The organism is Candidatus Wallbacteria bacterium, assembly GCA_028687545.1.
Taxonomy (GTDB): domain Bacteria; phylum Muiribacteriota; class JAQTZZ01; order JAQTZZ01; family JAQTZZ01; genus JAQTZZ01.
Genome location: JAQTZZ010000023.1, coordinates 22,008 through 46,014, shown reverse-complemented (window position 1 = coordinate 46,014; position 24,007 = coordinate 22,008). Strand labels below are relative to the sequence as shown.

At 45.9% G+C, this 24,007-nt stretch carries 20 protein-coding genes; 7 read left to right on the top strand and 13 right to left on the bottom strand.

From position 1 onward, the window contains the following. Positions 1-19: 19 nt before the first annotated feature. The 8 genes from PHW04_10850 to PHW04_10815 all read right to left on the bottom strand — a co-directional run bounded on the left by PHW04_10850 (position 20) and on the right by PHW04_10815 (position 10,000). Positions 20-1,081 carry a hypothetical protein gene (locus tag PHW04_10850; GenBank protein MDD2716375.1) on the bottom strand — a complete coding sequence of 354 codons (1,062 nt, stop codon included), beginning with the start codon at positions 1,079-1,081 and terminating at the stop codon, positions 20-22. A gap of 101 nt (positions 1,082-1,182) precedes the next feature. Then, positions 1,183-4,194: a hypothetical protein gene (locus tag PHW04_10845; GenBank protein ID MDD2716374.1), complete on the bottom strand. Its 3,012-nt coding sequence runs from the start codon at positions 4,192-4,194 to the stop codon at positions 1,183-1,185. After that, complete coding sequence (locus PHW04_10840) at positions 4,172-4,792, bottom strand: DUF4159 domain-containing protein (GenBank protein MDD2716373.1); 621 nt, start codon at positions 4,790-4,792, stop codon at positions 4,172-4,174. The genes PHW04_10845 and PHW04_10840 overlap by 23 nt, the downstream gene beginning before the upstream one ends. Before the next feature lie 24 nt (positions 4,793-4,816). Continuing rightward, a complete protein-coding gene (locus PHW04_10835; protein ID MDD2716372.1) occupies positions 4,817-5,554 on the bottom strand; it encodes a hypothetical protein in 738 nt (245 codons plus the stop codon). Next, on the bottom strand, positions 5,551-6,801 hold the full coding sequence (locus PHW04_10830; protein MDD2716371.1) for a serine hydroxymethyltransferase: 1,251 nt from the start codon (positions 6,799-6,801) through the stop codon (positions 5,551-5,553). Before PHW04_10830 ends, PHW04_10835 begins: the two co-directional genes overlap by 4 nt. 207 nt (positions 6,802-7,008) lie before the next feature. After that, on the bottom strand, positions 7,009-8,979 hold the full coding sequence (locus PHW04_10825) for an ATP-dependent helicase (protein ID MDD2716370.1): 1,971 nt from the start codon (positions 8,977-8,979) through the stop codon (positions 7,009-7,011). Beyond that, positions 8,979-9,761 carry a TIGR00282 family metallophosphoesterase gene (locus PHW04_10820; GenBank protein MDD2716369.1) on the bottom strand — a complete coding sequence of 261 codons (783 nt, stop codon included), beginning with the start codon at positions 9,759-9,761 and terminating at the stop codon, positions 8,979-8,981. The genes PHW04_10825 and PHW04_10820 overlap by 1 nt, the downstream gene beginning before the upstream one ends. Before the next feature lie 38 nt (positions 9,762-9,799). Continuing rightward, positions 9,800-10,000, bottom strand: coding sequence for a zinc ribbon domain-containing protein (locus PHW04_10815; GenBank protein ID MDD2716368.1), 201 nt, complete (start codon positions 9,998-10,000; stop codon positions 9,800-9,802). Positions 10,001-10,206: 206 nt separating this feature from the next. On the opposite strand from PHW04_10815, the gene PHW04_10810 reads away from it, so the two are divergent. Then, positions 10,207-10,500, top strand: a complete 294-nt coding sequence (locus PHW04_10810; protein ID MDD2716367.1) for an RNA-binding protein — start codon at positions 10,207-10,209, stop codon at positions 10,498-10,500. Positions 10,501-10,720: 220 nt separating this feature from the next. Beyond that, positions 10,721-10,999: an RNA-binding protein gene (locus PHW04_10805; protein ID MDD2716366.1), complete on the top strand. Its 279-nt coding sequence runs from the start codon at positions 10,721-10,723 to the stop codon at positions 10,997-10,999. A 296-nt stretch (positions 11,000-11,295) separates the two neighbouring features. Here the strand turns inward: PHW04_10805 and PHW04_10800 are convergent, their stop codons facing one another. Both PHW04_10800 and PHW04_10795 read right to left on the bottom strand, forming a co-directional pair. Continuing rightward, positions 11,296-12,951 (bottom strand): alpha/beta hydrolase, encoded by a 1,656-nt coding sequence (locus PHW04_10800; protein ID MDD2716365.1) that lies wholly within the window; start codon positions 12,949-12,951, stop codon positions 11,296-11,298. A gap of 122 nt (positions 12,952-13,073) precedes the next feature. Further along, positions 13,074-14,363, bottom strand: a complete 1,290-nt coding sequence (locus tag PHW04_10795; GenBank protein ID MDD2716364.1) for a hypothetical protein — start codon at positions 14,361-14,363, stop codon at positions 13,074-13,076. A gap of 107 nt (positions 14,364-14,470) precedes the next feature. Here PHW04_10795 and PHW04_10790 point away from each other — a divergent pair, with 107 nt between their 5' ends. Beyond that, a complete protein-coding gene (locus PHW04_10790; GenBank protein MDD2716363.1) occupies positions 14,471-17,200 on the top strand; it encodes an adenylate/guanylate cyclase domain-containing protein in 2,730 nt (909 codons plus the stop codon). A gap of 50 nt (positions 17,201-17,250) precedes the next feature. Continuing rightward, positions 17,251-19,053, top strand: coding sequence for an ankyrin repeat domain-containing protein (locus PHW04_10785; protein MDD2716362.1), 1,803 nt, complete (start codon positions 17,251-17,253; stop codon positions 19,051-19,053). A 15-nt stretch (positions 19,054-19,068) separates the two neighbouring features. Here PHW04_10785 and PHW04_10780 read toward each other — a convergent pair whose 3' ends face one another. The 3 genes from PHW04_10780 to PHW04_10770 form a co-directional block, all read right to left on the bottom strand. Beyond that, the gene (locus tag PHW04_10780) at positions 19,069-19,587 is read right to left on the bottom strand and encodes a hypothetical protein (GenBank protein ID MDD2716361.1); all 519 of its coding nucleotides are present in this window, start codon (positions 19,585-19,587) and stop codon (positions 19,069-19,071) included. Between the two features lie 139 nt (positions 19,588-19,726). Further along, positions 19,727-20,320, bottom strand: a complete 594-nt coding sequence (locus PHW04_10775; GenBank protein ID MDD2716360.1) for a restriction endonuclease — start codon at positions 20,318-20,320, stop codon at positions 19,727-19,729. Further along, positions 20,310-20,540, bottom strand: coding sequence for a helix-turn-helix transcriptional regulator (locus PHW04_10770; protein MDD2716359.1), 231 nt, complete (start codon positions 20,538-20,540; stop codon positions 20,310-20,312). Before PHW04_10770 ends, PHW04_10775 begins: the two co-directional genes overlap by 11 nt. Positions 20,541-20,662: 122 nt before the next feature. On the opposite strand from PHW04_10770, the gene PHW04_10765 reads away from it, so the two are divergent. The 3 genes from PHW04_10765 to PHW04_10755 are packed head-to-tail and all read left to right on the top strand — an operon-like array spanning position 20,663 to position 23,953. Then, a complete protein-coding gene (locus tag PHW04_10765; GenBank protein MDD2716358.1) occupies positions 20,663-21,616 on the top strand; it encodes a site-specific DNA-methyltransferase in 954 nt (317 codons plus the stop codon). Between the two features lie 21 nt (positions 21,617-21,637). Then, on the top strand, positions 21,638-23,014 hold the full coding sequence (locus tag PHW04_10760; GenBank protein ID MDD2716357.1) for a hypothetical protein: 1,377 nt from the start codon (positions 21,638-21,640) through the stop codon (positions 23,012-23,014). A 15-nt stretch (positions 23,015-23,029) separates the two neighbouring features. Continuing rightward, positions 23,030-23,953: an isoaspartyl peptidase/L-asparaginase family protein gene (locus PHW04_10755; protein MDD2716356.1), complete on the top strand. Its 924-nt coding sequence runs from the start codon at positions 23,030-23,032 to the stop codon at positions 23,951-23,953. Positions 23,954-24,007 lie beyond the last annotated feature (54 nt).

Here is a 24,007-nt window from a genome sequence, read left to right as displayed (position 1 = left end):
GGCAGAATGGATTTATTTACTACTCCCCCCAGCAGGGGTTGGCAGGTTCAAGTTTTCCCAGATCAATGTATTTTGTCTGGCCGTTCGTAATATCAAAGATCGCCAGTACGAATTTACTGCGATAATAAATCGCAGCTACCACGGCTTTGGCATCACTGGAGAGATCATAACCCTTGAGAGGATTATTGGTCAGAAAAGTGAAATTTTCAAGCTGCTTCTTGTCGATGTTCAGATCAGCCAGCAGAAGATTTTTTGACTCACCTGTGAAAAGCAGTTTCTTATAGTTGAGGCTGACTTTCGGTCTGCTCAACAGCTTGTATTTGGATAGATTTACATAATCATCCGCCGTATGAGCTTCCCCGCTGTTGTAGATCTTGATGACTTTCTTGGCAGTAAAATCATAGAACCGCAACCGGTTGGAATCTTCGAAGAAGATAAACGAATGTGACTGCAGATCCTCGCCCCAGTCCGGGTCGCTGATCGATCCGGTGTAATCTTCTGCCACACGGGAGAAGAGCATGGGCGTAACGCTGCGGTCCAGCACCCAGAGCTGATGGCTGTTTTTTGCCTGGATCGACACACAAGCCAGGTATCTCCCGTTATTAGGTGAAAACGTCTGTCCATAGTAATCATAGCGCTGCCCGCTGTCCTTGATCAGCGATTCCGGCTGGGACACAGAATTGACCACACCTCCCTGCATGAAAAACTTGAGCTTTGAGACTGCCGAGGGAAGGGGAGGATATCCGTGAAGATTAGTGAAATTCAGCTCCACAGTCGTACAGGCAACCTCCCTGGTGCTGCCCAGGTTAAAACAACAAGGCGCTGTCCATTTGCTGATCCTGTTCCCGCTGACAGGCTGGATGATGAGCTGAGGCTTACCGATCACTTCGAAGCTGTCGGTCAGGCTCAGCCCGTATAAATCTTCGGTGAAAATCTCAAAAGTCCGCTTGTAATAGACCGAATTGGCCGGGACCTGCACCTGTATATACTTCGGAGTTTCGGCTTCGAAAAATACTGTTTTCTCGGCTCTGCAGCAGGTTACCCAGATCATGAGCATAATCACGATGCTGATTTTTGTCATACTACCTCTATCGACTGAAACAGGTCTGAAAATTTAGGCATTTTCATTGTTTCTCGGATGCAGGTCTTTCTTCAACCTGGGCAGGGTCAAATAAATCCCTATCACCAGCGGACCGGTTTTTCCCGGCTTTCCAGCTCGCGCTGGTAATTCTCCCAGATTTTCCTGTAAAATTCAGGCAGATCCATGTTTTCATCTCTGATGTAATATTTTTTCAACTGCTCTTCTCTGGGTAAAGCCTGGCCGTCAGTCTGCCGCAGGTTCTGAAGTTCAGCTTCAGCTCTGCGTTTTTTTTCAGTCTCATCAAGTTTTTTCAGAGCTTCGTCGAGTTTGAGCATATTCTGGAAGGTACTTTCCTGCTTGTTGATTACATCCTGTCTGGGACTTTTTTCCTGCATTTTGCGTTCGATTTCCAACAGCATCATGTCGATCTGTTCCATCTGCCTCATCAACTCCTGAGAAACCGGAGAACCCGCAAGTTCCGAAAAGGCACCTCTGATAGCCGACTGCTGCTTCAGAACCTGCTGCCAGAGCTTCTCATACTCCGGTTCACCTTCACCAAGCTGTTTCAGCATCTGCATCGCCTGCTGCTGATTCTTCATGATCTCCCCCATTTTCTGCTTCAGCTCATCCAGCATCGAACCTGGATTGTTCTTCAGATACTCTTGAAATTTCAGCAGATCGTCGATCAGGGAGAGCAGCTTCTGATTCATCTTCTGCCTCTGGAAACGGAAGACAGGATCACTTTCCGCTTTCACAATCTTTTTAAAAGCATTTTCGATCTCTATCAGATCGATGAAAATTGTCTGTGGAAAAAGGAAACTCTGCTGTGAGAGATAGCTCAATCCGTCCGAGATTCGCTTGAACCATTCCAGGTAGCTTACGGCTTCACGGCTGAAGGAGATGTAATCCTTGAAATTTCCGGATTCATACCAGAAAAGCCCGGCTTCCAGCAGCAGCTGGTTGGTTCTTTGCTTCAGGTCACTCTTGCGTGTTTCTTCCTTCTGCTTTTTCTTTTTCTCACAAGAATCGAGAAAGTCGGAGACAGCTTTCTTGAAAGCCGCCCTGCTCTCTTCGGTAGACTCTCCTGACTCCAGGGTGTTTTTCACGTTTTTAAGTTCTGCTGAGAGCTCGTCCAGTTCGGGTTTAAAATCGTCAGGATAGGCATTTTCACGGCTGAGGTTCTGTTCGATTTTCTCGATTTCTGCGGAAATTTCACTGGTTCCGGCAGTATCAATGCGCTTTAGGGAATCGCGCAGCTGTTCCTTCAGCACCTCCAGGTTTTTCTCACGCTTCAGATCCTGCAGCAGTTTGAGTGTTTTATCGAGTTGATCAAGCACTGACTTCGCAGAAAAATCCTTCTTGCGATCGAAACTGGCGGATTTGGACTGATTCTCCACTTTCTCGATCAAAGGATTCAGATAGTCCCCGAGCAGTTCTTTGAGCAGATCTCTGACCTGTTCGCCCTTCTGCCTGATTTCTTCCGGTATTTCCAGCATCTGATCGGATTTTTCGGATTCCCGGTCCAGTCTGTTGACAAAGTTCTTGATATCGTCGCGGACTTTCTTCAGATCTCCGGCAATCTGCTGCAGTTCCTTCTGCTGCTCAAAACCAAGCTCTGGAGAAAATTTAGCCGACTCCTCCCATTTTGCCAGGGCATCCAGCGAACCTTTAATTCTGCTCTGGAGATTACCAGCCTCCTGCATCAGACCGACCTCAAAGGAAGACAGATTCTGCAGATTCATCTCCCTGTCCCCGAATCCGACTGTCAACTCGCAGGTGACGGGCAATCCAGCTGGATTGTTGTCTGAGACAGTCAAGCCAATTTTGAGAATGCCTGGTCTTGAAAACAGCTCTGCAGGCAGTTTTATGATTCTATCATAATAAAAAGCCGTTCCGGAAAGACTAAGCTCCTCAGTCTGCAGGAATTCATCCGCTCCGGCTTTGAAAGACAGCCTTTTCAAGCCATAATCGTCGTGAAACTGCGCTTTCAGCTTCAGATCTTCACCAGGAACAAGCAGGGATCCATTTGGAGGAGAATAGATCTCGATTACAGGGGCAAGATCCGGTCTGACCTCCAATTCACCGGTCAACAGCAGTTTGCTGATCGAATTCTCAGCAAGCAGTTTGATTTCCACAGTCGAGAAAGGCGCCAGTGAAAATTCAATTTTGTCCGCGGCCTGGACTTTTTCGGAAAAATCACCTGCAGACACTTCGGCACTTGCAATTGCTGAAAGCTGTATCCTGTAAGCTACGCTCCCGCCGCGCAGTATTTTTGAATTGAGAGAGGGCGTTGTCAGAGTTTCTGGAATTTTCCCGGTATATTCCGGGTAGCTGCGGACCTGCTTGATCTCGATAAGTTTAAGTTTAGGAATCAGAGTGATACGATATTCCCTGGTTTTACCGCCTGAAAATTCGAACCAGTACTGCAGGCTCCGCTCTGGAGCCAGAATGTACAGGTAGCTGTTCCCCTGCCGCTGTGGCACAATCTCGTTCAGGATTTCCCCCTGTCTGTAAAACAGCATCACTTCCCGGGAGCGCGCCCAGTCAAACCGTAATTTGAGTTCAACTCTATCTCCCTCTGCTATCGCTGCATCACCGGGGCTGACTGTGAAGCTGTCGTTCGACTGACGCTTTTCGGGAAAATGATTCACTCCTGCCAGAATCAGAAAGCAAGCCAGCAGAGGCAGCAGAAATTTCCATGGATTTAATGCTTTCCAGTAAGGCAGATGGGAAAGCAGTTCCCATCCCTTCTGTATTTCCCGATCCATCAGATATTCAGAGAAAGAATATTTATTTTTCCCCTTTTTTTCGATGAAATCAAAGGCATTCAGCAGCATTCCGCCGGCATTGAATTTTTCTTCCAGCTTTTTTCCTGTTTCACGGTATAGATTTTTGGAAAAAAAGGCTCCAAGCAATACCGCAGCTCCGGCTGGAATCAGAAACAGGGACAGGACATCAAAGGGAAGCCCAAATCCGATCAGGAAGAAACACTTCCGCAGCAGAAGCATCAAGGACAGGAACAGCACGAAGTAAAGCAGGTAAAGCGCTAACGCCGCTGTCCTGAAAACAAAGAGAACTTTCTGAAAAAGTTTATTCTGATCCGCAGAGTGCATAGTAGAAAATATTTACTCCCATCTGAAAGCTCTGTTCGCGCAGATTCTCCGGATCATTGTGTGTACCGGGATCAGCCCAGCCGTCGCTGATGTTTGACTCATAGGTATAAAACACTACCATCTTTCCCTTTTCGAAAATACCGAAGCCCTGTGGAGGTTTGCCGTCATGAACATGGATCTTAGGCAGCCCTTCCAGCCGGTAGAAAATTTTATAGATGGCATGATCTGCCGGCAGCGGCAGAAGTTCTTTATCTGGAAACACTTTTTTGAGCAGAAGACGAAAGCTCTGATCCATGCCATAATCGTCGTCAGCATAAAGGAAACCGCCGTTTTCAAGGTATTTTCTGAGCCTTTCCAGTTCATCGCCATCGAGTTTGATGTTTCCATGTCCTGTGAGAAACAGGAATGGACAGGAAAACAGTGCCTGGTCGGAAAGATCCAATTCTCTCTGCTGTTCGGAAACTTTGATTCCAGTCCGTTTGGTGATTTCACGGGCCAGATTCGGCAGAACTTCAGGGTCATTGTACCAGTCTCCGCCGCCCTGATATTTAATTCTGCATAGTTCAAGCGCTTGAAGCCGGAATGTAAGCAAAATCATCAGAAAAAAGAAGAATTTCACAGGTCATTTCTCATCGACTGTGCGGTATTTCTCTATCAGCGAGAGATAAAGCGCGTTATCCGGAGGAATCACGCAAGGCGTCAACTTTATTTTAAGCTTCTTTTCCAGAGTCATCACCATTGTCTCCACAAAACTGCGGAAATCGATCTGCAGTTCCGGGTAGTCTCCGGATTCCTGAAAAATCCTGTTGGACAGTTCAGGATCTCTCTTCAATAGAAGCGAGCCATGCTGAAGGCAGCAGTTCTTTTCCCTTTTCTGGGCAGAACCGAGGATCTTCTTCCCGCGGTGAATCAGCTCAAAATAGGAGGGGCTGCGGAAGCAGTCAAAGTTTTCCTGATAATCGTCCAGGTCGGGGTGGGACAACTCGCAGTCGATCTTCAGCTGTTCCAGGACTTCTTTGATCAATTCCGAGATTTTCCGGTACGAATCCTTGATGCTCCCTGAAAAAATTGATCCCTCCAGCGGAAACACGATGCTGTAAGTGATTTCATACTGATGCAGCACTGCCCGGCCTCCAGTCGGCCTGCGGATGACTTCCATCCCAAGACTGTGAATCCAGGGAAGATCGATTCCTTTGGAGGACTGGAAGACTCCCAGGGATAAACAGGCAGGGGAAAAAGTGTAAAACCTGAAAATTACAATCTTTTCTGCCTGTCCGCTCGCAAAGCGGAACAGGAACTCATCCCTCGCCATGTTCACTGCGCCGGACTGAGGCGGATCGACCAGCAGAAAATATTTCATTCGAATTCCGGATACAGCGGGAAGGATTTAGTCAGTTCCTTCACTTCAGCCTTGATCTTTTTCAATTCTTCCTCATTTTCGTTGTTGCTGAGAGCACGATCCACGAATCCGGCGATCTTTTTCATTTCTTCGGGTCCCATGCCTCGGGTGGTGACAGCCGGTGTACCCATCCGGATTCCGCTTGTAACAAAGGGGCTCTTGGTATCAAAGGGGATGGTGTTCTTGTTGACCGTGATGCCCGCGTGCTCCATGGCTTTTTCTGCGACCTTGCCGGTCAGCCCCTTGCTGCCCAGCACATCGAGCAGCATCAGGTGATTGTCAGTCCCGCCGGACACCAGACGGAATTTCCTGCTCATCAGTTCGTCAGCCAGGGTTTTCGCATTGATCAGGACCCGCTCCTGATATTTTTTGAAGTCAGGTTTCAGGGCCTCACCAAATGCCACTGCCTTGGCGGCGATTACATGCATCAGTGGTCCGCCCTGGATGCCGGGGAAAATGATCTTGTTGATTGCATTGTAGTCTTCTTCAGTATTGCACATGATCATGCCGCCGCGGGGACCTCTGAGGGTTTTGTGAGTGGTGGTGGTGGTAAAGCGGATCACTCCGATGGGGGTGGGATGAAGTCCGACTGCCACAAGTCCGGCGATGTGGGCAATATCAGCCATGGTCACTGCTCCCACGGAATTGGCGATTTCCTGGATCTTCACGAAGTCGATGATTCGTGGATATGCGCTCGCGCCGACCACGATCATCTTCGGTTTATGCTCGGCCGCCATTTTAGCGAGCTCGTCGTAATCGATACGCTCTGTCTTCTGATTGACTCCATAGGGGACGATCTTGAAGAAGATGCCTGAAAAGTTGACCGGCGAACCATGAGTGAGATGCCCGCCGTGCGAGAGATTCATGCCGAAAACCGTATCTCCGGGTTTCAAATTGGCGAAATAAACGGCCATGTTGGCCTGGGAGCCTGAATGGGGCTGCACATTGACCCACTGGCAGGAAAAAAGCTGCCTGGCCCTGGCTCTCGCAAGTTCCTCAGCCTGGTCCACGAATTCGCAACCGCCATAATAACGTTTGGCCGGGTATCCTTCAGCATACTTGTTCGTCATTACCGAACCCTGGGCTTCCAGAACAGAATAAGAAACGAAGTTCTCAGAGGCGATCAGTTCCAGTCCGTTTTCCTGGCGGTCGATCTCGGATTTGATGGCAGAAAAAACTTCAGGATCGGTATTTTTCAAGTGTTCCAGCATGAATTCCCCCATTCGTTGTATGATGTTCTCTCATTATAATGAGGCACTTGTCTTAAGATTAGTGTCCCATATGAGCCTCTAACAAAATTCCAACCCAAGATACAGCTCAAAAGAGAATTTTGCAAGAGGTTCATAATGCCTTTTAGCCAAATGATTCAATACTGCAGCAGGCAAATTTTGTGATCTGCCCCTTCATTGATACATTCAGAACGAGAACGCATGATTCAGGTTGACTTTCCAGGTTTCGTAGCACTCAGCAGGAAGTTCAGTCAGGAATTTCGACGGACTCACCATGGCCAGATATTTTTGTTTTCCACCCCTGACTGATGCTGAGCCATATTTTTCGACCAGATCAGGATAGGAAATATACAGTTCTTTTTTCGAGCGTGTAACTGCCACATAGAAAAGACGCCTTTCTTCCTCAATCCCTTCCTTGTCTTCATTCCTCGAGTCCGGAAAAATTCCCTGACTCACTCCAAGAATAAAGACCACACTCCATTCCAGACCTTTAGCTTGATGGATTGTGGAAAGAATCACTGAAGATTCTTCCTCGCTGCTGCTGTATTGATCGTTCTTGATATCTTCATCCAGCACAGCCAGGTGGATGAAATCCCGGATGTTTGTGCTCCCGGCCAGGATCCCAAGTTCCTCGATTTCAGCTTCGCGTTCATCGGCATCTTCGTACTCCATACTGAGGTAATTGCTGTAAAAATCATTCAGGATGGCAGTGACGATTTCCCCGCCTTTTTCCATGGTCATGGTTTTGGCATAAAGCTGCGCGAACATTGCCCAGCCTTCTTCGACCTTTTTGGAGAGCCGGACTGGCTGCAAATCTTCAGGATCTGACAGCCTGTCTCCATGGAATTCCCTGATGAATCTGAAATGCAGGGTTTCCGCGTTCTTGTTCCCGATACCAGGAAAAAGTTTGATCACACGCAAGAAATCCTGCAGATTGAAAGGATGAAAAAGCAGCCTGAGAAAGGCCATGATGTCCCTGATATGGGACTGCTCGAAAAATCCACGTCCTCCCCGGACCACAAAAGGCATTCCGTCTTTCTTGAGCTGCATTTCCAGTCGCAGTGCCTGGTAACGCGCCCTGAACAGCACGGCAATTTCTGAGGGCTCAGTACCGGCTTCCTTCAACTTCCTGATCTGTTGAACAATAAAAAGCGCTTCCTGGTGCTGATCACCGCATTTCACGATCCTGGGTATTAATCCTGTAGGAAGAACTGGCTTAAGATCCTTTGGATACTGATGCATGTTTTTGGAAATGCTCGCATTGGCCAGGTCCAGAATTTCAGGTGTACTGCGGTAATTTGTCGTGAGCCTGAATACTCTGCAGCCTGGAAATCGCTCCTGAAAATCGAGAATATTGCGAATTTCCGCTGCCCTGAAAGAATAGATTGACTGCGCATCGTCTCCCACAACCAGTAAATTTCCATCTTTAGGCACCAGTTTTTCCAGGATCTCGAACTGCAGTCTGTTCGTATCCTGATATTCATCCACCAGAACATAGTGAATCCTGTCCATGAAATTCCTGTAAATTTCATTGTCCAGGAGCTGGTTCCAGTAACAGAGCAGATCATCGAAATCCAGCAGATGCTGCTTTTTTTTCTCCTCCAGATATGAATTGAAGATTTCCAGAAAAACATCGGTACTGTTTATTAAGGCAGGGAAACGCCTGGCAATGGTGTCAGCTACAGGGCAGCAGGAATTCCGCGACAGGCCATAAATTGAACTTAATAAGCCTGGCTTGGGAGCGTAATTGCCGAATTTGGCAGCCAGGTTGACCAGGCAGCCCTTCAGAAGGTCTTTCTCATCTTCCTTGTCTATGATCGAATAATCATCCGGCAGTCCGACCAGACTGGAAAACCGGTGTAAAAAAAGATTTGCCACATGATGGAAAGTCCCGCCGTAGGGAAACATGTATGTCACACCGATCAGATTCTGGGCTCTGAAGAGCATTTCCTTGGCTGCTTTATTGGTGAAAGTGAGCAGCATGATTTCGTCCAGCGGCACATTCCGCTGAAAAAGATAGGCCAGCCTGTAAATCAGAGTGCGGGTCTTGCCTGAACCGGCACCGGCCAGGACCAGGGAATGGCCGTCGGCTTCCCGCACAACTTTTAGCTGCTCCGGATTCAGTGCGGCCTCGATATTCATCCTGTCCTGCTCCATCAATCAAGCCTCTCCCTGATGCGCAAAATCCCGATTCCGCGTCCATTCCGCTCATCAAGTTCTACCAGGACTCCACAAAGGATGTTTCCCTTTGCGGCAGGCTCGAACTTCTGAGGCAGGCGGCTCAGGAATTTCTCCAGGATGATTTCCTTTTTCATGCCTATGATGGAATGATGAGGTCCTGTCATTCCTGCATCAGAAAGGAATGCCGTTCCCTTAGGGAGTATCTCCTCATCTGCGGTCTGCACATGAGTATGGGTACCGATCACAGCACTGACCCTTCCGTCGAGATAATAGCCCAATGCCCTTTTTTCAGAAGTAGCTTCTGCGTGAAAATCGACAAAGATCAGATTTGTGCTGCTGCCGATTTCATTCAGAATTCTGTCCATGGTTCTGAAGGGGCATTCGATCCTGGGCATAAAGACTGTGCCCTGCAGATTGACAACAGCTACTTTCACTCTTTTCCGGGTCTCAAAGACAGCATAACCTCTACCCGGAAAACCCGGCGGATAATTCGCAGGCCTGATCAGTTTCGGTTCATTGTTCAGAAGCTCCAGGGCATCCGGTTTTTCCAGCACATGATTCCCTGTTGTATAGACATCGATTTCCTGAGAATTAAAAAAGTCCAGAGTTTGAGCCGAAATCCCAGAACCATGGGCAGCGTTTTCGATGTTGGCAATCACCAGATCCGGAAGATGCCTGCAGATCAGAACAGGCAGCAGGTCTTCCACAGCTTTGCGGCCTGGTTTTGCGAAAACGTCACCTATGAATAGTATCTTCATCAATCAATCCCATTAAACTGAAGGAGCTGTTTTAAATACTAATGGCAGTGACTGCACGACCCGCCGCCGCAAGTTCCGCAGGAAGCTTTCCCTTTGGTCGCAGTAAACGAAGCCGGGGACTTTCTGGTATCCTCGGAACCGCATTTAGGGCACTTGATTTTCTGCTCTCCTGATACCATGCCAAGCAGCTCCTCAAAATCGTGATGACATTTTTGACATGTAAAAACAAAAATCGGCATCTCCCCTCCGCTTTCTCCTGAATGTTCTTAAAATATATCTTTTAGGCCTGCCTGTGGCAATTTTTTTTCATTTTATTTTCGAAAGTACTTGATTTTTAGAAAAAAGCGGATAATATAGGTTTAGCTATAAGAAAGTTGTACGGATCTTCCAGTCAGAATCTCGCACTCCTTTCGACAGGCTACAAAAAACCAAAGGAGCTCGTTAAATGACAACGCCCAGACTGTACGTAGGAAACCTTCCCTATTCCACAACGACCGAGGATCTTAACAGCATGTTTTCCAAGCATGGCACTGTGAAAGATGTGAAAGTCATTGAAGGCAAAGGATTCGCCTTTGTCGAAATGAATGATATTGCCGAGGCTGAAAAAGCCATGACAGCCCTGAATAATCAGGAAATCAACGGCCGCACACTCAAGATCGACGAAGCCAAGCCGCAGCAGCCCCGCACTGGCGGATCATACGGCGGCGGAAACTCCAACAGAACACCCCGCAGATACTAATTTCCTCTCGGTTTGACTGGAACCAACAAAAGGGCCGGATATATCCGGCCCTTTTCATTTAGGTCAGCGGTTTACAAAATTATTAAAATTTAAAGCTTGCAATCCTGAGAAATCCGAATAACATATAGGTAGCTATGAGAAAGTTGTACGAATCTTTACCCAGTCATGATTTCGCACTCCTTTCGTTCAAGCGGAAAAATTCTCAAGGAGCAAGAACCAAATGAAGACACCCAGACTGTACGTGGGAAATCTCCCCTATTCCACCACCTCGGAAGAGCTGACCAACCTCTTCTCTCAGCACGGCACTGTAAAAGACGTTAAAGTCATCGAAGGCAAAGGCTTTGCCTTTGTTGAAATGAACGATACGGCAGAAGCCGAAAAAGCCATGGCTGCCCTGAACAATCAGGAAATCAATGGCCGCACACTCAAGATCGACGAAGCCAAGCCTCAGCAGCCCCGCACCGGCGGACCCTCAAACAGAGGTCCGAGAAGGTATTAATCAGCTGTACAAAACCCTGACGGGTTTCAACAGCTTCTAAACTTACAAGAACAATTTCGACTGGGAACATTAAGAGACCGGATAACACCGGTCTCTTTTCATGTCCAGCTATCATCCAGATCGTTGCTTCAGCTGGTCATATTATTGGAATTGAATCAAATGGCCGAAGACTTATTCCTGCTCCGGCTATCTTCGGCTGCGAATGCCTCGGCAATTGGCCTCGGCGGGATTCTGCTTCTAGCATAAATACTGCAACGCCTTTGAACGCCTCCGCAGGAACAAGTCTTCAGCCGATATCAGAATCCTGGATCAGATTGCCGGGAGTTGCCATATCTCATGTTTTCCAGGTAAATCCTTGCCACATCTTCCCTGGTGAAGCTCCGCTTGATTTCCGGATAACCGGTATTTAGTTCCGCCACTTCTGCAGGCAGCTCTTTACCAGTTAAGAATGACATGATCTTCGGAATCACCAGATCGTTCTGCTCGATCAGTCCGGCATGTGCGCTTTTTTCCAGCAGCACCAATTCGCAATTTGAACCAATACCTTTGCTGATCTGCTCCGCGTACTTCTGAGGTGTGATCGGGTCGAATTTTCCTACAAATACAAGCACAGGCATTTTCAACTGTGAGAACTTTTCAGTGACATTATAGCCGGTGAACTGGTTGAGCCCGGATTGTTTTCTGAATGCCGCGATTCCCTGGCAGCTCATCTTGTCCAGCCATCTGTATGTATAAATCTCCAATGTGCCGTTCTGGGCAGCTGCGCTTTCCACAGCCTTGTCATCCTGCATTTCCTGGGCGACTGTAATCTTGTATACATTCTCGTTCTGTTCCAGAGCCCGGTCAGTACGCGTACCGCCTCCCATCAGCTGCAGGATCAGGTTGAGAGTCTCTGACGAGCCGTTCCTGGCGATTTCGTCCACTATCTTAGCTACCATCGCATGGCCTTCCATGCTGTAGGTCAGACCTCTGACCAGAGCCAGGAATTCGTCTGAGCTCAGATTGACACCATCAGGCAGTTCCACTTCCTGGCTGTCGAATTTCTTGATTGAAGTGAGGTAGTTATTTCTGATCCCCTGGTGGATGGTTCCGTCCAGCAGCTTGATGTTATCGTCGCAGTTGGCCGGCAGGCTGGTGTAATAGTCGTCACTGGCAGCTGAATCGTGGATGATCAGCTTTTCAACGCTGCCCGGAAACAAAGTGGCATAAGAAAGAGCGACCATGCCGCCGTATGATTCGCCGAAAACCACGATCCTGTCTTTTTTTATCACCTGTTTGCGGATTTCCTCGATGTCGCGGCAGATGTTCGGAGTGCCGTAGCAGGCAAGCTTGGCAGGCTGGATATTTTCAGGCTGCACTGTAACAGGATTCTGCACTGTATTATGCTTGTCGCATTTGAGCCTGTATCCGGTCTGTGCATCGCCGGTGATGGAATAATTCCCGCGGCACGGGCATTTGAGGTTGCCGGCCAGGGCGTTCAGCTGCTCGATGGTGGGAAGCGTTTCCCCGATATCCTGCAGGTAAATTTCCAGCACACCTTCCAGATTTTTCAGGTTGTCGCAGCATTTGAGGGTCAGGACTTCAGCAGAAAGACCCATGGATGATTCATCGATTTTGCTGGATTCACCGTTACCACGCTGATCAAAATAATAAACATCGAATTTTTCGCGCAGTTTGGATAAATGATCTTCTTTGTAAGATGCTGTAGTCATGTCCAGATTGTGAAAAGTGTCGTGTGTACAGCCGGGACCGCCGTTGATGCAGATGACCGCCCCCTGACTTGTGCCTGAGCACTTCAGCCTTTCCCAGTAAACTTCAATTGTGCGGCCGGCAGGAGTGCTATAATCTTCAGGCACAGTGATCAGTCCGGAATCGTAGGCTTGTGGATCAGGAATCGCTGCCTGGCATGATAAAATGAAGGATATAGTGAAAAGCAAAAGAAAATGCTTCATCCGTCCCCCTGTATTCTTTACTTATACTCTGGATTTAATTATATACTGAAAACAGGAACACTGCCAGCCAAATTTTCAGATAGAATTCAGATAGAAGCTGTTTTCCGATTTATTACTTGAATTTATTGAATGCTCTTCGCTGTAGCAGAAAGGAATCCGGCCACCAGTTTAGTAGTAGCGGTCAGTGTATCTGTAAGATCTGATCTGAACTCCAGGAGAAATTTCTTTTCTTTTTCAGAATAATCAGGAATCTGAGGATTGAAGTATTCAAAAATGTCAAAACTCTGGTCAAGCCCTGGGTCATAGCCTGGATCTGAAGTCAGTTTGGCCGGGAAAACGTCGCAGATCATAGTATCCACCGCATTGGCGTGGTAATAAGCTTTTTCAGAGGATTGGTTGAATTCGTCCAGGTATTTTCCGATGCCTGCAGGAGGCTGCGGGCAATTAGCGGCACTCATGATGATGCCGTGGCAGTCCGGCATCACTGATTCGATGCACTGCAGGCGGCCGAACAGAGTCTCGCAGACCAGTGTTTCATAGAGAAACTGGTGATTGGCGAGCAGCTGGGTCTTTTCCCTGATGAATTTTTCTTTATCTGAGGCAGTGAGATAAGCCCAGGCAGTCCCGAAGCTGAAATTCGGAAAAACCCTGGAATGGTAAGGAACGATCACATCCTGCTGATAATGCAGGGAATTGCCCAGAAACCTGGCTGCCCAGAACAGGTCGCCGCTTTTGAGGGCGATCCCGGCCATTTCCGTAAAAATCGTAAATCTCAGGAAAGCCATGCTTTGCTTCAGGCTCGGCATCAGCTTGTACATCACGAAGCTTTCATTATTATAATCCTGATGGAAAGCTGACTGTGACGAGTATTTCTGAGGGTCTCCAAAAGGAATCGTCCCGTAACGGGGATCGCCGTTGAACAGATAGAGATCCATGCCCCAGTCAGGCTCGTCTGAAAAGCAGCAGAGCCAGGTGGAGAAAGGGAGCTCAGTGGCAGGGTTCGCAACGATTGTGCCGAAAGCTTCAGTGAAAAGCTCAGGCGGGGTGATTGAATTGAACGCCATCTCCTGCACGCCAAGCAACAGCTTGAATTGCGCCGGAGTCAGTGCTGCAGTGCTGTCCAGAGCGGCTTTTCCATCGTCAGTCAGGATCCATTGCTGATATGGATAAACTTTATTTTTCCAGGTGTAAAATTCTTTGAGTCTCTTCCTGATTTCAGAGCTGTTTTTTTCCAGAAACGGTTCCAGCGCAGAATAATGCACTTTTTCGCCAAGCAGCGGGTAGCCGGCCTGCAGAGCATTTGAAACAAGCTTCAGGTAAATGAAATGGCAGTCCCAGCAGAAGACCTGGCTGTAAAATCCGAGCAATAAGACAATTACAAGGGCAAATTTCAAATGCAGATTGAATTTCATCTTATTTTCATGATATCCGGATTCACTTCAGTGTCAAGAACAGCTGAATAATTTCGATCAAATTTGATATAATGAGCTCAGTTTGGTTTTGGCTTTCTGAAAACACAATGAGGGATAAATTGCAGGCAGAGAACGGAAAATTAACCTTCCTGTTCACAGATATCGAAGGCAGCACCAGGAAATGGGAGCAGCATCCTGAGGCGATGAAGACTGCACTGGAACTGCACGACAGCATCCTCTCTGAAGAAATTAAAGGATCTGACGGCAATGTATTCAAAACAGTGGGCGACGCGTTCTGCGCCACCTTCAAATCACCAATTCATGCTGCCAGAGCGGCGGAATCGTTCCAGAAACGCCTCGCAGGCGAAAGCTGGGGTGAAACAGGTGAAATCCGTGTGCGCTGCGCAATCCATTCCGGCCCAGCAGTGGAGCGCAGCGGTGATTATTTCGGCCCGACCGTGAACAGGGTAGCCAGAATCCTTGCTACAGGGCACGGCGGCCAGGTGCTGCTCTCCTCTACTTCAGCTGTATCTCTTGAATCTGAAACAGATTTGATCAGCCTGGGTGAACACAGGCTGAAAGACCTGGAAAAACCCGAGCAAATCTATCAACTCAGTTCCAAAGGACTCAAGCATGATTTCCCGCCTCTGAAATCCCTGAACCGCTTCCAGCACAACCTGCCTGTGCAGCATACCAGCTTTATTGGCAGAACAGAGGAAAAAGAAAAAATCAGGCAGCTGTTCTCTGAAAACTGCATTGTCACCTTGAAAGGCTTCGGAGGATGCGGAAAGACCAGGCTGGCCTTGCACTCTGCGGCCGAGATGTTCGACCGGTTCCCTGATGGAATCTTTTTCGCGGAACTGAACACTCTGAACTCAAAACAGGAGATCCTGGACAGGCTCTGTGAAATATTCAACCTGCAGATCCAGAAAAATGTCCCTGAACTCAATCAGATCATCCGGCATCTGAAAGAACTCAAGCTGCTGCTGATTTTCGATAACTGCGAGCATCTGATCGATGCAGCAGCGGAAGTGATCAGCAGCATCGCAGCTGGTGCATCGGCTGTCAGACTGATGGCCACTTCCAGGGAAAGCCTTAGAATCGATGGCGAATGCATAGTGGAGATCCTGCCGCTGGCCACTGCATCCGGGCAGGCTGAGTCAGAACCTGCTGAGTCTGTGCTTCTTTTCATGGACAGGTTCCAGAAGAAGAAGGAACTCATTGACAGGGATCAGGAGCTGATCGAGCGGATCTGCAGTAAACTGGACGGAATACCTCTGGCGATCGAGCTGGCTGCAGGCCTGACTTCCTCGCTGCCTCTCAGTGAAATCGCAGCCAGGCTGGACGAGAGATTCTCACTTCTCAAATCCGGAAAAAGGGGCGCACCGCTTCAGCACAGGACATTGCGGGCAGCCATTGACTGGAGCTATGACCGGCTCAGCGATCCGGAAAAAATGCTGTTGCGGATGGTTTCAGCGCTTAAATGCGAATGGGTTCTGGAATCAGTGGAAAGAATCGCCTGCTCAGCTGGTTCCAGGAGTGATGAAGTGCTGCACCTGCATAGTTCGCTCGTGGAAAAATCCCTGATCCTTCCCCTGCAAGACGGCAGGTTCCATCTTCTGGAAACAGTCCGCGAGTATGCCAAGGAAAAACTTCTGGAGTCAGGCGAAATGCCCTTTGTCTTCAAGTGCATTTCCGAGCATTACCTCGCTCTGGCTGAAACGACTTCCCTACGCATTTTCGGTGATCATCGGACTGCAGTGAAGACCTTCCGTGCCGAATCCTGCAATTTTCTGGCTGTGGCGGATGAGCTGGATTCCCATCACGACCAGTCGTCGGCTGAACAACTGGCAAGGCTGATTCTGGCACTTTACGAATACTGGCATACCACAGGCATGGAGCTGGAAGCATCGGCAAGGTTCAAGCTGGCTCTTAATAAAAGGGAACAGCTGCCTGAACAGATGCTCGCTGAACTGCTGATGAAAAGAGCCAGGAATCTCAATTCCCTAGGGCTTTATGAAGAAGGGGAGAAAACTTCCCTGGAATCGATTGCAATTTCCGAGGGTAAGTTCCCAGTCCTGTGCGCCTGGGCCCATTTGACTGCCGGAGTATCTTACATCCTGAGAAAAGATTACGTTAATGCGAAGAAACATTATGAAATAAGCCGGCCTTTGTTTGAAGCATCAGGTGATCTGATCGGCCTGGCCGGGATACTCGGAAATCTTGGCGGGCTTTTTACAGAAACTGGCGAACTCGAACCAGTCGAAAAACTGCTTCTGCGGTCCTGCGAAATTTATCGCCAGGCTGGGGAGTCCAGACGGCTGGCTTTTGCAATCGTCAATCTCGGTGATCTGTATCTGGCCAGAAATGACCTGCTGAAAGCAGAGCAGAAATACAGGGAAGCCATCGCCCAGCTGGAACAGAACGGCTGGCATGGACATCTGGATATCGGTTATGGTCAGTTAGGGAAACTGGCTGAACTCAAGGGAGAGCATGCCACAGCCCTTTCCTGTTTCATCACGTCGCTGAAATCGATTCTGCATAACCAGTGCCCGCTGATCTGTTCGGAGTATCTCCAGAAATCGGCCTATTCCCTGCTCAAACTCGGCCGGATATATGAATGCGGAGTATTACTCGGAGTTGCCGCTGCAGCAGAAAAGAGCATGTTTGGAACAGAAATCGAACCATTCGTTGAAAAATGGCTGCAAAGCCGCGGCGAAAAATCCGATTCAATCGATGGCCTGAGGAAAGGCTTTGATTACGGCCTGGGATTAAGGCTGAAGGATGTAGAGGGATTTCTGGAAAAGCAGCAACTCATTCCAGCAACTCAGACTTAGTTAGGCCTTATTTAATTTGCCCGAATCCATAATAACATTTAATATGTAATATGCTCAAATTCAGGAATCTCGGTTTTAAGAGATTTTTTATAAAGTCCGCACTGATTCTCTTGATCTTATCATTTGCCATCGCTCCGTTTATAAGGATTAAATTTGAAAAATATGAGTATTTCAAAAGGTTTGTTATTAGTTTCGGAGAAAGTAAAATCTTTTTCTACCTGAATTCAAACCGTTTCCCATACGGAGAATTCAGAACAGTCGAAAAAGTCAGAAAAGACTGCATTGCTAACATGCGCACAATGGAAAGCGGTTTGGAGATGTATTACATGCAAAACAAGAAATTCCTGGAAAAAATGAATGATCTTCAGCCTTACATTTGCGGTTCTAAATTGCCTTCATGCCCTGATAAAGGTGAATATTGTCTGCGCTACAGTTCAGATTATAATTTTTGCTTATACTGCAGCCGTCACGGAACGATCTCTAAACCTTTAGCTGCTCCAGTTGAATCGTCACCGATCATTACATCAATAGCAGGAAGAAAAATCACTACTTCAGGAGATTCTTTAGATTTAGATGGTATCTTAAGCCTGATTCAGAATAAAGAAAGATTGGAAATCCCTGATTTGGATGGAAACACCCCTCTTTTAATCAGCATTGCCGCAGGTCTGAGTTCCATCACGAATGCCCTGTTATCAGCAGAAGTCTCTCTCTCAACCAAAAATAATTCCGGGGTCAGCGCAATTGGTGCGGCCCTTTCATTTCAGAATTTCGATTCCTTGTGTGCGCTGATTGATTACAATGCACTTATCACAGGTTATACAGAGGAAGTTATATACATGCTTTCAAAAAATGGCCTGATCAAACAGTTACAAATGCTTCTCGAAAATGGAATTTCTCCCAATCTGACCCTTCCATCTGATCGATCAAAACAGTATTGGAAAACAACAGTAAAAATATTAAACTATGAACATGTAAACTTGTTGCTGACTCCGAACATTGAATATGATTCAGTTCCTCCGATTTCAGCTGCTGCCAAAAACCTTCAAAAAGAAACCCTTCTTCTACTGTTGGACCATGGAGCTGATCCAAATTTTCCCGACATCACAGGTGCAACTCCACTTGATGTTGCTCTGAAATCCTTACGTAGCTTCAACAATGAGGATAACAGGAACACAGCGCTGGAAATTATCAGAATACTTTCGACTGTTGGTTCAACCATTAAAACTGTCGACAATTCCGTCTGGGGAAATGACCTAGACTATGCTTTGCGGTGCGCCCCTGAAGAGTGTTGTGAATATCTTTACAGTATCGGGGCCACTCCGAAAAGATTCAGAGGCAATGATCCCTCTGCGCTCATGGTAGTTGCAGAGAGAGGATTCTGCAAATTAGCTAAGTTTTTACTTGTTGATGAGCAGGTAGATAAAACTGATTTTTCGGGAAATACGGCCCTGCATCATTCTCTCTTCGAAGATTACAGCAGAAATAAAATCCAGATGCTCAATTTTCTGCTTGAAAGAGGCGCAGATATCAACAAAATAAATGCTGATGGTCTTACGCCTCTTATGTATGCTTCTAAACATTCTACTCTTGAAGTTATAGAATTCTTGATTAAAAAAGGATCTGCTGTAAATTCAACCGACAATGAGGGCAAAACAGCACTTTTTTATGCCTGTGAAAATTATAGAAATTATGGTCAAATCATTGATTTACTTGTGGCGAATGGAATAAGCAAGGAAGCCAGGGATAGAACGGGCAGAACTGCGTTGGGTTACATTAAGACTTATGAATCTTATCGTGATTCAGACAAAAGAAAGATCATGGATAAACTGAAGCAGGCGGGAGTGCCTGAGTGATCTGTCCAAAATCTTTTACTTCCAGTACCCAGATGCAAGTCCATCAATACAAAACCAGAGCAGATAAAGTGCTCCGGTCAGGAAATAAGGAATGGAAATCCAGAGCTTTCTGCCCCGTGATTCGCGGATCAGAATTGCCAAACCCAGCAGAAACAGGACTAAATAGAATTTTTCGCTCAGATCATTGGCATTGAAGCTCTCGAAATTGCATCCGCAGCCTAAAACTTTCACAAAAACCCACTGATTTAGAACACCATAGGCATTCACAAAGATCGGAAAAGCCAGGAATGGAAACAGCAGGTTAAATTGGCAGAATCGGTTTTGGCAATAGACTATGATCAGAACTATGGCAGTGGCCAGCCAGCCAATGTAACATGGATAGTCGATAAAACTTCTCAAAGGCCAGTCTACCAGCCTCCAGATTGTCATCGACACTGCGGTGAAAATGGTACTGATTTTCAAAAAAAGTAACAGCTTTGATTTCTGCTGCATCCAGAAGCAGATAAAAACAAGCAGATAAAGAATCACGATCATGAAAGTCGCTATATGATAACAATGAGAAGTATCAGACCAGAAATAATAAATCATTGGTTCCTACTAATTCAAAATAAAACCAAATCTGCCATACACTCATATTGATACTGGTATTTCTTCACTGATGCGACATTCAGGCTTATCTCAATGCTCTTCCATCAGTCCCTTTCGGGATCAATGGAGCGTTCTTTGAAGTACCATCAAACTCTATCTCGATTATGCCGAGTACGCCGCTTTTTATCTTAAGCTTTTTCCAGATTGGAAAATATGGTTCGATTTCGTCATAATTTCCGACTCGATCAGTTAGAAAACGATAGAATTTTTTCGATGGCAAAACTAAAATCCCACAGACAAGCTTATCGTTCAGCAAACCCAGAGCCATTTTGTTCAATGCGCGATGTGTTGAGGAAATATTGCCGGTTTCCCATTCCAAAGCGAACAATTTTTCGTTTGAAACTTTTTTAACAGCATCAACTGGGCCAGGACTTTCCTCTGAGGAAATCGGCATCCGTCCTTCCAGTTTCCAGCCATAGTCCTTAAGCATGGACATGCAGGCATTTTTTATTGGTTTAACGCCGTTTCCCATTTTTGTAGGGTTAATAACGAAGATATCGGCTTCATGCCATGACACCGCAGTGATGGCGGTCTTGATTTCAATCATCAGAGAATTAAACTCTTCGGATTTATGGAACTCGCCTTTTTTCAAAAGATATTTAACTTTTTTAATCTTCATTAATTACCTTTAAGACCTCAGAAATTAAGGAAAGCAGGTCAAGTTCCAGCGCTTTGGAAATGGAGATCATTGTTTTCAGGGTTGGCTGTCTCAATCCACGTTCCAGTAATGAAATATAGGTTCTGTCCAACCCGCTGTCCTGAGCGAGTTTTTCCTGAGAAATCCCGGATTTTTTCCTTTTTCCCCTAAGAACGATGCCGAATGCTTTTTCAGGTTTCAAAAATAAATTCCTCAGCTGTTGTTGAAACAACTATAAGTTTTAATGATAATATTTTCGACGGACTATAGTCTGCAAAGATTGCTTTTTTAAAAAGTTTGTAATAATATAATCATGAGGAAAATATGGATAAAATTGGCTCATCACAGAGCTTCAAACCTTCTTTTTACTCCGAATACGGGCATATGTTTCAAGGCGATTGCCTGGAAATTCTACCAACGCTACCATCGGAAAGCGTGGATCTGGTATTTGCTGATCCTCCTTTTAACCTGAAAAAACAATATCCTTCAAAGATTAACGACGATCTGAAAGCCACCGAGTATCTGTCCTGGTGTGAAAAATGGTTGAGTGAATGCATCAGAGTTCTTAAATTCGGAGGCAGCTTGTTCGTCTGGAACATTCCCAGATGGAATACTTACATCTCCGGTTTCTTAAACCAAAGGATGACTTTCCGCCACTGGATTTCAGTTGACATCAAGTATTCGCTGCCGATAAACGGACGCCTGTATCCTTCCCATTACTCTTTGCTTTATTATTGCAAAGGTGCAAAACCCAAAGTCTTTCACCCTGACCGCCTGCCAATGGAAACCTGCCCCAAATGTGCCTTTGACCTGCATGATTATGGTGGCTACAAGGATAAAATGAACCCGAAGGGCATCAATCTGTCCGATGTCTGGTACGACATACCACCAGTCAGGCATTCCAAGTATAAAAAGCGGCAGGGTGCAAATGAATTGTCAATCAAGCTTCTTGACCGGATCATTGAAATGGCTTCAAACGAAGATGATGTAGTATTAGACCCATTTGGCGGTGCAGGCACTACCTACATTGTTGCAGAAATCAAGAAAAGGCAATGGATAGGATGTGAAATCGGCCCGATTGAAGTAATCGAAGAACGTTTCAAGAAAATCAGCGAAGATCGTGAACTTCTAACTAAAATTCGGAAAAAATGTAATGTTTTGTTCACTGATGAATCATACCGGACACGGAAGAAGAATGGATTCTGGACGTGCGAATCGGTTCGAGAAAGAAAAAAAGCTGAAATAGAGGCTCAAGAAAAGCAATTGGCTTTATTGTGAAGCATTGTAAAGTTTTAATCCATGATTGAAGAAATTGATGAAAAAGGTTTTTTTTGGCTCCCCGAAAAACCCGAAATAAAAATACCAGGGACTTTTTCGTCTTCCCCCGCATCTGGTGGCTCAAAGTTAGAGCTTTTCCACCCCATTGAACTTCTATCTGATGAGCCAATTATATCTGATAGACCATATAAATTCGATGTGATACTAGGACATTTTCTAAATGGTTATGAAATTACTCTAGTGAATTGTATAGAAACAGCTGAATTTAAAAATTATAGTGTTGATAAAGTTTTTTTAGGCTATCATTTTAAAGATAAATCAGAAATAAAATTCAGAAAAGTCCGTTTCAGCCTAACCTTCCTCAACACATGGATGAATAAATCGGTTTTTTCTTTTAAAAAAATAAGTGAAAATTCATCACAAATTGAATTCGTTAAACCATCACCTGTTTCAATAACATCTTACAAAAATATCAAAGTTTTTCTGGATACTGGAGTTCACGAATCATATCAGTCATTAAATCCATCTGTTAAACTTGATCAACAGGCTTTTTTCACTCTTGAATCAGAACAAGATTTAATAATTGATGAGTACCTTGAAATGTTGTATTTCATAAGATCTTTTTTTTGTTTTGTTCTAACTGAACCCATTTACCCTCTTGTCATGAATGGTGTACTTATCAATAAAGAAAAGGAAAACAGTCAAAATCCCTCCAGAAACACAATTGTCCCTATTATACTAAAAACTGTTGGATATCCGGATAAGTCTAAGCAACCGCAACCAAGTATTTTTTACTTTACTTTTAGAGATATCGAAAAAAATTTAGGAACTTATTTCAGTAATTGGTTTACGAACTTTGAAAAGCTGAAATCTGCCATAGATTTATATTTCAGTGCAGTTCACAGCCTGTATAAATACCCAATTGATATTTTTTTGAGCTTTGTGCAAGTATTGGAAATCTATCATCGTTGCTCATACAGAAATTCAATAATGACCAAACATGAGCATAAGTTACGGATTAAAAATATTATTAATACTGCACCTTCAGATTACCAGATTTGGTTGAAGGATAAACTTGCTTATAGCAATGAGCCAAGTTTAAAAAACAGAATAAAAGATTTATTATCTGTCAATCACACTATCTTAAGTGAATTCATTCCAGATGAAGATACCTTTATAAAAAAAGTTGTAGACACCAGAAATTTTAATGTCCATTATGACCCGCGCCTGAAAAGTAAATCACTTACAGGAAAAGAACTTTATAATCTTGGACAGAAGTTAAAAGTTCTTTGTGAATTGTGTTTTCTTAGAGAAATTGGATTTACAGACGATTTATTGATTCAATTCACTACACGGAATTATAGATTTCATAAAATTTTAAAGGATTTGGCAAATTGACGAACGGAGGTTTTCATGAACCCAGTGATCATCGTGCATGGCGGGGCAGGGAAAGTTTTAGTGAAAAAAGCCACTGTGAACGGGGTGCGCAAGGCATCCACTGCCGGGTATGAGGTGATGCTCGGCGGAGGGTCGGCCTTAGACGCTGTGGAAGCTGCAGTGAAAGTACTGGAAAATGCGGCACAGTTCAATGCTGGTTACGGTTCATACCCGACTCTTGCAGGCACTGTGCAGAACGACGCAGCGATCATGGATTCTGAGCTGCACTGCGGAGCTGTGGCCGGGATCGTAGGCATCAAAAACCCGATCAGTTTTGCCAGAAAAATCATGGACCGCACAGATCATGTGCTGTTTGTGGGCGAGCAGGCAGGAAGGCTTGCAGACATCTGGAAATTGAAGCGGGCTAATCTTTTGTCTCCACGCCGCAAGGCCCGCTGGGAAAAAGCGATCCGCGATCTGAAAGCAGGGAAACAGGTCTCAGCCTATTTCAAGAATCTTCACAAATTCCTCGATAAATACGGCATCGAACCGCACGGCACAGTCGGAGCTGTAGCCAGGGACAAAAACGGCCTGCTCGCAGCCGCCACTTCCACAGGCGGGATTTTCCTGCAGCTGCCCGGCAGGGTGGGCGATACGCCTGTGATCGGCTGCGGCAATTTCGCTGATAAATGGGGTGCCTGCTCAGCCACAGGACACGGCGAAGGCATCATCAGGCTTACTCTCACCAAGATGTGCGTGATGCAGATGGAATTTCTGAACGCGAAGCAAGCCCTGCGGAAAGCCATGGAGCGCGCCAATGAACTGGACGTAAAGTGCGGAGTGATCGGGATTGACCATAAAGGTAATCTGGGTTATGAATTCAACACAGTGGGCATGAGTTTCGCTTATTTCGACAAATCAGGTAAAATTTATTCTTATGGAGACACTAACAAAACTTGAGTTTAACATGATAACAACCTTTACAAGCTGCTTCACTGAAAGAATTTTGTTATT